The organism is Salegentibacter sp. UBA1130 (assembly GCF_002311535.1).
Lineage (GTDB): Bacteria > Bacteroidota > Bacteroidia > Flavobacteriales > Flavobacteriaceae > Salegentibacter > Salegentibacter agarivorans.
Map to the genome: position 1 here is coordinate 542263 of NZ_DCAP01000020.1, position 11185 is coordinate 553447.

Consider the following 11185-nt stretch of genomic DNA (forward strand, 5'->3'; position numbering starts at 1 on the left):
ATTATCTGTCAAACTGCAAACGCTCTGCCACATTCGCAAAAGGCTGATGTTTAAAATTCTTATACACCAAATTACCGTTCACAAAAGTATGTGTAACCCTAGATTTAAAAGTTACCCCCTCAAAAGGAGACCAGCCACATTTATACTGAATATTATCTGGCTGTACAGCCCACGGCGCATTTAGATCTACCAGCACCAAATCGGCTTTGTAACCCTCTCTAATAAATCCGCGATCTTTTATCTCAAACAAAATAGCCGGATTATGACACATTTTTTCTACAATCTTTTCTAAAGAAATTTTCTCCTGATGGTAGAACTGTAACATTGCAGCAAGCGAATGTTGTACCAACGGGCCACCACTGGGTGCCTTGGTATATACATTTTTCTTTTCTTCTTTAGTATGCGGAGCATGGTCTGTAGCTACCACATCCAAAAGATCATCGTTTAAAGCTTTCATTAAAGCCTCCTGATCCTTTTTAGTTTTAACCGCAGGATTCCATTTAATCAAAGTTCCTTTTTTCTTATAATCAGAATCATTGAACCACAGGTGATGTATACAAACCTCGGCCGTAATTTTTTTGTCTTTAAGTTTCTTTTTATTGCTGAATAAACTCAGCTCCTTTGCTGTAGAAACGTGAAAAACGTGTAATCTCGCCCCGGTTTTTTTGGCCAAAGCTACCGCTTTGGATGAAGACCTATAGCAAGCCTCTTCGCTCCTAATTTGTGGATGCAATTCAATTGGAATATCATCGCCATAGCGATCTATACATTCCTCAAGATTCTTTTTAATGGTTTCTTCGTCTTCACAATGCACAGCGATTAACAATGGAGATTTTGAGAAAATTTGCTCTAATGTTTTTTCGTCGTCTACCAGCATATTTCCGGTAGAAGAACCTAAAAACAGTTTTAAAGCTGCTGTGGTTTTAGGATCTACTTTTAGAATTTCTTCCAGGTTATCGTTAGTACCGCCAAACATAAAAGAATAATTGGCATAAGATTTTGCTGCAGCCAATTCAAACTTCTTTTCTAATTCTTCTATGGTGGTAGTTTGCGGAAGCGTGTTGGGCATTTCTATAAATGAAGTAATTCCGCCAGCCACAGCCGCGCGAGATCCCATTTCTATGTTTTCTTTATGGGTAAGCCCCGGCTCCCTAAAATGCACCTGATCGTCTATTACACCAGGCAACAAATGGGTTCCTTCGGCATCAAAGATTTGTACATCTGGGGATTTGGCGCTAATGCTTTCGGCAATTTCCACAATTATTCCACCTTCAATAAAAACATCGGCTTCTTTAATTTTACCCTCGTTTACAATCTTCGCGTTCTTGATTAAGACTTTCTTCATTTCAATTTAATCTGCTTAAAAAGACTTTTAATCTTCATTATTATTACCCCAAAAATGGCTTCAGAAATTATGGAGCCACTCATTTTTGAAGTTCCTCGTGTTCTATCTGTAAAGATTACGGGAACTTCTTCTAAATTATAGTTCAGCAAATATGCTTTAAACTTCATTTCTATCTGGAAGGCATAGCCAACAAATTGTATGCTATCCAAATCTATTGTCTCCAGCACTTTTCTTTTATAACAAACAAAACCGGCGGTGGTATCGTGAATATCCATTCCGGTAATAAATCTTACATATTTAGATGCCAGCCAGGATAATAAAACCCTGCTCATAGGCCAGTTAATTACATTTACCCCGGTTTTATATCGGGAACCTATGGCAACATCGGCATTATTCCTTTTGCAGGTATTGTATAATCTTATAAGATCGTTAGGATTATGAGAAAAATCGGCATCCATCTCAAAAACATACTCGTAATCCCTTTGCAGCGCCCATTTAAAACCGTGAATGTAAGCCGTTCCCAAACCTAATTTCCCTACTCTTTCTTCAAGAAAAAGACTATCATGAAATTCGGCTTGCAGGGTTCTTACCAGGGTTGCAGTGCCATCGGGAGAATTATCATCTACCACCAAAATATGAAATTGTGTAGGTTGAGAAAACACGTTTCTAACCAGTCGCTCAATGTTTTCAATTTCATTAAAGGTGGGTATAATGACTATCCCCTTTACCATCTTATCAATTTTTGCACAAATGTATGCATTTTAAATCTTCGTTTCCCGGCATCACCTTCAAGTTTTAACCTCAAAATAATTATACATTTGCAAAAAAAGTTTTAATCCTGGAAGCCATAGAAAGACATATTGTTTCACTAGACTGGATCACCCTCACGCTAATGGGTGCGTTTCTATTACTGGCTATTGTAAGAACAGCATATCCACAACGTTTCGAGGATTTTCTTTCACTGCTTTCCTCTAACAAATTTATGATGTTTAGAGGAAAGAAGAACAAAGCTTTTCATCCTTTTAACATTTTGCTTTTCTTTGTTCACCTCATCTCTTTTTCCCTGCTTTTCTATCTGTTTTTCAGTTTCTTTTGGAAGGATACAACTTTAAACCCGGCTTTTGTTTTTATACGTATTGCTACTGCTTATGGTAGTTTTGTTCTATTAAAATTTGGGCTGGAAAAAATAGTGGGCAACGTTTTTAATTTAGACCCGCAAATAGACTCTTATCTCTATCAAAAAATAAGCTACCGCAATTTTATAGGACTTATATTATTAATTCCTAGCTTAATATTCGTCTATACCTTTACTCCTACCGCTTTTGCCCTATATACTTTATTGGGTATTTTAGTCCTAAGCAATTTTTTTAGCCTGTTATTGATTTACCGGGAAAATCAAAACCTGATTACTGGCAATTGGTTTTATTTTATTTTGTACCTTTGCGCTCTCGAAATTGCCCCCTATATTATTTTGTACAAGCTAATTACAATTTAAACAAAGGACCAAATAAAAGTATTGATATATGAAAGTGAAAACAATTTTAGTTTCCCAGCCCGAACCTAAAGTAGAGAACTCTCCTTATTTTGAGCTTGAGGAAAAACAAAAAGTAAAAATTGATTTCATCCCTTTTATTCACGTAGAAGGTGTCTCTTCTAAAGAAGTACGCCAGCAAAAAGTAGATCTTACCAAATATTCTGCAATTATTCTTACCAGCCGTAATGCTGTTGATCATTTTTTTAGAATTGCCGAAGAATTGCGTTTTAAGGTGCCAGACACCCTAAAATACTTTTGTTTGAGTGAAGCTGTAGCTTATTATTTACAAAAATATGTGGTTTACCGCAAGCGGAAAATTTATGTTGGGAAAAGAACTTTTGCCGATCTTTCTCCGCTTATTAAGAAATATAAGAACGAGAAGTTTTTACTTCCATCTTCAGATATGCTGAAGCCAGATGTTCCAAAAACGCTAAACAAACTGGGCGTAGAATGGAAACAAGCTACGTTTTACAAAACCGTGGTAAGTGACCTTTCTAACCTACGCGATGTAACCTATGATATCCTGGTATTTTTTAGCCCAAGCGGAATCAAATCTTTATTTGAAAATTTCCCAGACTTTGAGCAGAAAGAAACAAAAATTGCAGTATTTGGAAATACAACCATAAAGGCCGCAAAAGAACACGGGCTAACCGTTAATATAAAAGCGCCAACTCCAGATACCCCATCTATGACCATGGCGTTGCAAAAATATATTGCAGAAGCAAATAAGAAATAACATATAGAAGAATTTTAAACCTCACTCTAGTGAGTTAAGATTACCTTCCATTTATATTTTTTTAAATAAAAAATCCGGTGCACTTTACACCGGATTTTTTTGAATCAATTAACTAATTAAAAACAATGCTAGGATGAAGTTGGCCCGCCGGCCATAATTTCATCATTAGCATATGCTTCAAACTTTTCAAAGTTCTTTTTAAAGGAATTTGCCAGTTCTCCTGCTTTTTTATCATAAGCTGCAGTATCTTTCCAGGTATTTCTGGGATTTAAAACTTCTGCAGGCACGTTAGGACAATTTAATGGCATCTGTAGCCCGAACATATTATGCGTACTAAATTCCGCATCTTTTAATTCGCCATTTAGCGCAGCGCTAATCATAGCCCGGGTATATTTTAATTTCATTCGGTTTCCGGTACCATATGGCCCACCGGTCCATCCAGTATTAATTAACCAAACATTTACTCCGGCTTCTTTCATTTTAGCGCTTAACATTTCGGCATATTTTGTAGGGTGCAAAGGCATAAAAGGCGCACCAAAACAGGCTGAAAAACTTGGTACAGGTTCATCTATTCCAGCTTCGGTACCCGCAACTTTTGCCGTATAACCGCTTATAAAATGATAAGCCGCCTGGCCCGGCGTAAGTTTACTTATTGGGGGCAAAACCCCAAAAGCATCGGCGGTTAAAAAGAATATATTCTTGGGATTTTCACCTACCGATGGCACCTGAATATTATCTATATGATGAATAGGATAACTAACTCTTGTATTTTGAGTTATGCTGGTATCAGAAAAATCTACATTCCCGTCCTCGTCCAAGATTACATTTTCCAAAATAGCTCCCGGCTTGATGGCTCGGTAAATATCTGGTTCATTTTCATCGGTAAGGTTTATCACCTTAGCGTAGCAGCCCCCTTCAAAATTAAAAATTGTATTTTCTTTGGTCCAACCGTGTTCATCATCACCAATTAGTTTTCTGTCAGGATCTGCAGATAAAGTGGTTTTTCCCGTTCCCGAAAGTCCAAAAAATATGGCGGTATCACCATCTTCACCAACATTAGCAGAGCAATGCATTGGAAGCGTATTTTTATCTACCGGAAGTATAAAATTTAAGGCTGAAAATATTCCTTTTTTAATCTCCCCTGTGTAGCCGGTTCCACCAATTAAAGCAATTTTTTTTCTGAAATTAAGAATAGCAAAATTCTCCTGGCGGGTTCCATCTACTTCAGGATTTGCCTTAAAACCGGGAGCGTTAAGAATTAGCCATTCTTCCTTAAAGCTTTCGAGTTCCTTTTCTTCCGGCCTTAAAAACATATTATAGGCAAACATATTAGACCAGGGATACTCATTTACCACCCTAATATTTAAGCGGTATTTTTCTTCGGCGCAGGCATAGGCATCGCGAGCGTAAATTTCCTTATCAGAAAGGTAATTGGCAACCTTATCATAAAGTTTGTCGAATTTGGCAGCATCAAAAGGAATATTGATATCTCCCCACCAAACTTTGTCGCGGGTAATTTCATCTTTTACAATAAAACGATCTTTTGGCGATCTCCCGGTATAAGCTCCCGTGTTAATAGCCAGGGCGCCCGAATTTGTTTCGGTACCAAGACCATGTTCTAAAGTATCGTAATGAAGTTCTTCAGGAGATAACTGGTAGTGTACCGTTGCATTTCTGATCCCGTAGTTTTCTAACGAAATCGTTTTCGTAGTTTGGGTGTGTGCAAGCATAAATTTAAAGTGTGTGGTTTGTTATGGGTACAAAATTATAAATCTTATACACATAAACTGCTAAACTTTCTTAAATTATTTAGACTTAAATTTTATGAATTCCACCAGTAAAAAAATCCACGCGGCTATTAATAGCGTACCTCCCAGCGGGGTCACTAATGCAATTGCCGTAAAATCTATAGTTGTTAAATTATTGGTGGCGAGTAAATATATAGATCCAGAAAAGCAAATTACGCCAAATAGGAGCAGATAAAAGATTGGTTTTTGAAAACGAAATGAGGGCATTTTAAAACCTCCAATAAAAAGAAGTAACAAACCATGATACATTTGATATTTAACCCCGGTTTCAAAAGATTCCCTTGCGGCGATATCTAATAATGGTTTTAAACCATGTGCACCAAAAGCACCAATTATTACTGCTAAAAGTCCAAAAATCGCCCCGGTTATTAAAAATTTCCTATTCATTTAGGTTATTTTTTATGAGTTAAAGATTTAATACATTCGTAAACCACTACACAAAACTAATTTATTTTATGAACAACATTTTAATAATCGGGGCAGGAAAATCTACTTCTGTCCTAATCGACCATCTTTTGTCCAAAGCCGGGACCGAAGATCTCTTTTTAAGAATTGGAGATATTGATCTTGAGAATGCTAAAAAAGCCTGCAAGAATAAAAAGCATTGCGAAGCTTTTCATTTAGATGTTTTTAATGCTGAAAGCAGGGAGAATGCAGTTAAAAGTGCCGATATCGTGATTTCCATGCTGCCGGCGAGATTTCATATAGAAGTTGCCAAAGCTTGCGTAAAGTTCAAAAAGAATATGGTGACCGCCTCTTACATAAGCAAAGAAATGAAAGCTTTAGATGAAGAAGTAAAGGAAAACGGACTCATATTTATGAATGAAATTGGGGTAGATCCCGGTATTGATCATATGAGTGCAATGCAGGTTATAGATCGTATTCGTGATAAAGGCGGAAAAATACTTTTATTTGAATCTTTTACAGGCGGCCTTGTAGCTCCTGAAAGCGACACCAATCTCTGGAATTATAAATTTACCTGGAACCCAAGAAATGTAGTGGTTGCCGGGCAGGGCGGCGTGGCCGAGTTTATACAGGAAGGAAAATATAAATACATTCCTTATCACCGTTTATTTAGAAGAACCGAGTTCCTCCACATTGAAGGTTACGGCAAATTTGAAGGTTATGCCAATAGAAATTCGCTAGACTATATGAGCATTTATGGCCTGGAAGATGTACTTACACTTTACCGCGGTACCATTAGGCGGGTTGGCTTCAGCCGTGCGTGGAATATGTTTGTGCAACTTGGAATGACCGATGATAGTTTTAAAATGAAAGATTCAGAAAATATGAGCTATCGTGATTTTGTGAATTCCTTTCTCCCTTATTCCCCTACAGATACTGTAGAACTTAAACTTCGGCATAATTTAAAAATAGATCAGGACGATCTTATGTGGGAAAAACTGTTGGACCTGGATTTATTCAATAAAGACAAAAAAATTGGAATTAAAGAAGCTACGCCTGCCCAAGCCCTACAGAAAATCTTAATGGATAAATGGAGCCTGGCCCCAGACGATAAGGATATGATTGTAATGTACCATAAATTTGGTTACGAATTAAAAGGCAAGAAAAAACAGATAGATTCAACTATGGTGCACATTGGGAAAGACCAAACTGAAACTGCAATGGCAAAAACCGTGGGGCTTCCTGTAGCCATAGCTACTTTAAAAATCTTAAAGGGCGAAATAACCACACCCGGCGTTCAGCTTCCTATTAAAAAAGAAGTTTATGAACCCATTCTAAAAGAATTAGAGAAACACGATATTGTTTTTAAAGAAAAAGAGACCGAATATTTGGGTTATAACCCTTTTGGAGAAGTAGGAAATTAAATTTTTGAATTCAATTTGCTACTTTAGCTCTTTAACCAATAAACCTCCCAAATGAAAGTTGTAAACGAGACTGTTGTTATAGATGGTATAGATAAAACCATCCTGAATTTCTTAATGGAAGATGCCAAAAAATCTATTTTAGAAATCGCCAGGAATATCGGGATTACCGGTGCAGCAGTTCACCAGCGTTTACGCAAATTGGAAAAAGCAGGTTTAATTGAAGGCTCTAAACTTATGATAAACCCCCGCAAGTTGGGCTATAAAACTATGGCCTTTGTAGGGGTTTACTTAGATAAAGCAGTTAGTAACCCGCAGGCTGTAAAACAGCTAAGCCGAATTCCTGAAGTAATTGAATGCCATTACACCACCGGGAATTGGTCTATTTTCATCAAAATATTATGTAGAGATAACGAGCATTTAATGAATGTACTCAACAAAGATATTCAGGCTATAGAAGGGGTTTCAAGAACCGAAACCTTTATTTCGTTAAATCAACAAATAAAAAGGCAAATCAAAATTTAATATTCTTTGGATTTATTCTAAATAAGAATTAATTTTGGCTGCAGTATGAAAGTATTACACCAGTCTCAATTCTTTACTTCTTATCAATGTGATAAGCAGCGATGCTTTTTTATTGAATTTCCGCATAAAACCATTCAGCTTGGTTTTTGCCAGTTTTTAGCGTTTAGACAGCAAGTTAAAGAAATTGACCTGGATTCTCATTTTAATGGGCAAAACCCGCACGGTTTGGAAATGCTTATGCTATGCAATAGGCAACACTTCTTTGTTTTTAATACTTTAGAATGTATAGATCTTAAAGAATTTATTACCGGTTCTTTTGCTATGCTTGAACTTAATTCCCTGCTTACCAATTCAGTTTAATCTATTTCACTTTAGACTATTTCTAAATTCTATTCCTAATTAGGTTCTTACCGCCTATTTGGCTAATTTTATAGAAAATGACTAATAAACCGGCACAATGCTGGTCGCAAAAAAATAGTTAAGCACAAATCTGGTGAAGTAAGCCTTTACCGGCCATTTATAGCATTAAAAATACAAAGAAAATGAAAGATTTAGTAAGACAAAATTTAAGTATCCATGTAGATGTCATGGATCTTTTAAATAAACAAATTGAAAAAGAAGCACATTCATCATCAGCTTATTTAGCTATGGCTTCCTGGTGCGATCACAATGCCCTTTCTTATAGTGCCGATTTCTTTTACGAGCAAGCTGCAGAAGAAAGAGAGCATATGATGAAGATCTTTAGATTTATTAACGATAATGGTGGTACCGCGTATTCTCCAGAAGTTAGTGGTGTAAATCACGATTTTAAATCTTTGGAAGAAATCTTTGAAACTGCTTTAGACCAGGAAATTGCTATTACCAAAGCAATTCACAATATTGTAGGTAAATGCCGAAAATTAAACGATTATACTACCGAGTATTTTCTACAGTGGTTTATAGCAGAGCAAATGGAAGAAGAGCAAACAATGCGCCGTGCGCTAGAGTTATTTGATCTTATGGGCACCGAAGGCCTGGGTCTTAAATTATTAGATGAGCGCATCCCGCAAATTAGAGACAAACGTGCAGAATAGATTTTTATAAGAAAATATGCATCATTCTGAATTTATTTCAGATCATTAAATTAAAAAACCCGCTTCAGTTGAAGCGGGTTTTCTTTTATAAAATTTTCCGAAGAAATATTTTCAATATTAATCTCTTCCCATATAAATACTAAGAAAGTAAAGCAAAGTTGCTAAAGAACCAACTGCGGCAACCACATAAGTTCTGGCGGCCCATTTTAGAGAATCTTCGGCAGCTTCATGTTCCGGTCCAGAAACCATATTTTCGGTTTCTAACCACGCTAAAGCGCGTTTACTCGCATCATATTCTACGGGTAAAGTTATAAAACTGAATAAGGTTCCCATTCCAAACATGATAATTCCAATAAGTAAAACGGTGCTTCCTATAGCCGTAGTGGCCATTAAGATTAATCCTCCAAAAATCACCCATTGGGAAAATCTTGAGGCTATACTTACCACAGGCACCAACTGGCTTCTCATGGTTAACCAGCTATAAGCATTAGCATGCTGAATAGCGTGACCGGTTTCGTGCGTTGCCACAGCAGCGGCAGCAGCGTTTCGTTGGCTGTAAACCCCTTCAGAAAGGTTAATTGTTTTTTTCTGTGGATTGTAATGATCGGTCAACATTCCCGGTGTAGAAATTACTTTTACATCAGTAATATTGTTGTCTCGTAACATTTTTTCGGCGAGCTCTTTTCCACTCATTCCGTTTTGTAAATGGACTTTAGAGTATTTTTTAAATTTACTCTTCAGTTTATTACTCACATACATACTCACTATAAAAATGAGCCCTGCAATAATATAATATCCTAACATTTTCTTTTCTATTTAATTAACCCAAAGATAGCAAAAACCTCGCCATTTGTATTTTCAATTAAGACTTGACATTTTAAAATAAACTCACAAAATTTTAACTGAAATGAAACTTAGACTCCAATAAAAAAATTGGTAATTAGCGGAAGATTGATTGTGAATATGTTATTTTACAATTTAAGATATTACCTATATTTGCACCAATCACTACAAAAAGGCTATGCAATACAAAAGAATACTTTTAAAATTATCGGGAGAAGCATTAATGGGACAACGCCAATATGGCATAGATCCCGATCGCCTGGCAGAATATGCCGAGGAGATTAAAGAAGTTACCGATAAAGGAATAGAAGTAGCCATTGTTATAGGCGGCGGAAATATTTTTAGAGGAGTTGCCGGGGCAAGTAAAGGAATGGATCGGGTGCAGGGAGACCATATGGGTATGCTTGCTACTGTAATTAACGGTTTAGCTTTACAAAGTGCGCTGGAAGATGCCGGAGTTCAAACCAGGTTACAATCTGCTATAAAGATCAATGAAGTTGCTGAACCTTTTATTAGAAGAAAAGCTATGCGCCATTTAGAAAAAGGCCGCGTGGTAATTTTTGGAGGCGGAACTGGAAATCCTTATTTCACCACAGATTCTGCTGCAGTTTTACGTGCTATTGAAATTCACGCCGATGTTATTTTAAAAGGAACCCGTGTAGACGGAATTTACAATGCCGACCCTGAAAAGGATAAAAAAGCTACAAAATTCGATTTTATTTCTTTTGACGATGTAATTAGAAAAGGCCTGAAAGTGATGGATACCACCGCGTTCACCTTAAGCCAGGAAAATGAACTCCCAATAATTGTTTTTGATATGAATACCCCCGGAAATCTTTTAAAAGTAGTGACCGGAGAAAGAATAGGTACAAAAGTTAATTTATAAAGATTTACGCTCAACTAATATTTTTTAAAAATGGAAGACGAAATTGAATTTATTATAGACACCGCCAAGGAAAATATGGACAAGGCAATTGAACATTTAAAGAAACAATTGCAAAACATTCGGGCGGGTAAAGCCAACCCGGCGATGCTTGGAAGTGTAATGGTAGAATATTATGGAGCTCAAACCCCGCTTCAACAGGTTGCCAATGTGAATACACCAGATGCCCGAACTATTTCTATTCAGCCTTTTGAAAAAAGCCTGATTAAAGATATTGAAAAAGGAATAATGCTGGCAAACCTTGGTTTTAATCCAATGAACAACGGTGAGAGTGTAATTATAAACGTACCACCCTTAACTGAAGAGCGCCGTAAGCAACTTACAAAACAGGCAAAAGCGGAAGCGGAAGATGCCAAAATTGGAGTAAGAAACGACCGAAAATCAGCTAACAACGAATTGAAGAAACTTGATATTTCTGAAGATTTACTTAGAGATGCTGAAAATGAAGTTCAGGAATTGACTGATGCCCACATTTCCCGTATAGATTCTATCCTGGAAAACAAGGAAAAAGAAATTATGACTATATAATAGAAAGTCATTTTCTCTTGTTAT

The 11185-nt window shown here is 36.7% G+C and carries 13 protein-coding genes; 8 read left to right on the forward strand and 5 right to left on the reverse strand.

Annotated elements, in window-relative coordinates:
* Nucleotide 1: 1 nt before the first annotated feature.
* Both B4F31_RS07830 and B4F31_RS07835 read right to left on the reverse strand, forming a co-directional pair.
* Entirely contained in the window at nucleotides 2–1345 is a 1344-nt protein-coding gene (locus B4F31_RS07830; protein WP_286761025.1) for a dihydroorotase, read from the reverse strand.
* A complete protein-coding gene (locus B4F31_RS07835; RefSeq protein WP_075325106.1) occupies nucleotides 1342–2076 on the reverse strand; it encodes a polyprenol monophosphomannose synthase in 735 nt (244 codons plus the stop codon). Before B4F31_RS07835 ends, B4F31_RS07830 begins: the two co-directional genes overlap by 4 nt.
* A gap of 146 nt (nucleotides 2077–2222) precedes the next feature.
* Between B4F31_RS07835 and B4F31_RS07840 the strand changes: the two genes are divergently transcribed.
* The gene (locus tag B4F31_RS07840) at nucleotides 2223–2840 is read left to right on the forward strand and encodes a DUF4271 domain-containing protein (protein WP_262506676.1); all 618 of its coding nucleotides are present in this window, start codon (nucleotides 2223–2225) and stop codon (nucleotides 2838–2840) included.
* Between the two features lie 28 nt (nucleotides 2841–2868).
* A complete protein-coding gene (locus B4F31_RS07845) occupies nucleotides 2869–3615 on the forward strand; it encodes a uroporphyrinogen-III synthase (protein ID WP_075325108.1) in 747 nt (248 codons plus the stop codon).
* A gap of 128 nt (nucleotides 3616–3743) precedes the next feature.
* On the opposite strand, the gene pckA is transcribed toward B4F31_RS07845, so the two are convergent.
* Both pckA and B4F31_RS07855 read right to left on the reverse strand, forming a co-directional pair.
* Entirely contained in the window at nucleotides 3744–5345 is a 1602-nt protein-coding gene (gene pckA, locus B4F31_RS07850) for a phosphoenolpyruvate carboxykinase (ATP) (protein WP_286761026.1), read from the reverse strand.
* Between the two features lie 75 nt (nucleotides 5346–5420).
* Nucleotides 5421–5810 (reverse strand): DUF423 domain-containing protein, encoded by a 390-nt coding sequence (locus B4F31_RS07855; protein WP_075325110.1) that lies wholly within the window; start codon nucleotides 5808–5810, stop codon nucleotides 5421–5423.
* A 68-nt stretch (nucleotides 5811–5878) separates the two neighbouring features.
* Here B4F31_RS07855 and B4F31_RS07860 point away from each other — a divergent pair, with 68 nt between their 5' ends.
* The 4 genes from B4F31_RS07860 to B4F31_RS07875 all read left to right on the forward strand — a co-directional run bounded on the left by B4F31_RS07860 (nucleotide 5879) and on the right by B4F31_RS07875 (nucleotide 8847).
* On the forward strand, nucleotides 5879–7252 hold the full coding sequence (locus B4F31_RS07860) for a saccharopine dehydrogenase family protein (protein WP_075325111.1): 1374 nt from the start codon (nucleotides 5879–5881) through the stop codon (nucleotides 7250–7252).
* 51 nt (nucleotides 7253–7303) lie between these two features.
* A complete protein-coding gene (locus B4F31_RS07865) occupies nucleotides 7304–7774 on the forward strand; it encodes an Lrp/AsnC ligand binding domain-containing protein (protein WP_075325112.1) in 471 nt (156 codons plus the stop codon).
* 45 nt (nucleotides 7775–7819) lie between these two features.
* Nucleotides 7820–8134 carry a hypothetical protein gene (locus tag B4F31_RS07870; RefSeq protein ID WP_075325113.1) on the forward strand — a complete coding sequence of 105 codons (315 nt, stop codon included), beginning with the start codon at nucleotides 7820–7822 and terminating at the stop codon, nucleotides 8132–8134.
* A gap of 182 nt (nucleotides 8135–8316) precedes the next feature.
* Entirely contained in the window at nucleotides 8317–8847 is a 531-nt protein-coding gene (locus tag B4F31_RS07875; RefSeq protein ID WP_075327864.1) for a ferritin, read from the forward strand.
* Nucleotides 8848–8964: 117 nt separating this feature from the next.
* Here the strand turns inward: B4F31_RS07875 and B4F31_RS07880 are convergent, their stop codons facing one another.
* Nucleotides 8965–9651 (reverse strand): zinc metallopeptidase, encoded by a 687-nt coding sequence (locus B4F31_RS07880; protein WP_075325114.1) that lies wholly within the window; start codon nucleotides 9649–9651, stop codon nucleotides 8965–8967.
* Nucleotides 9652–9868: 217 nt separating this feature from the next.
* Between B4F31_RS07880 and pyrH the strand changes: the two genes are divergently transcribed.
* The gene (pyrH, locus tag B4F31_RS07885; RefSeq protein ID WP_075325115.1) at nucleotides 9869–10576 is read left to right on the forward strand and encodes a UMP kinase; all 708 of its coding nucleotides are present in this window, start codon (nucleotides 9869–9871) and stop codon (nucleotides 10574–10576) included.
* Between the two features lie 30 nt (nucleotides 10577–10606).
* Complete coding sequence (frr, locus tag B4F31_RS07890; RefSeq protein WP_075325116.1) at nucleotides 10607–11161, forward strand: ribosome recycling factor; 555 nt, start codon at nucleotides 10607–10609, stop codon at nucleotides 11159–11161.
* Nucleotides 11162–11185 lie beyond the last annotated feature (24 nt).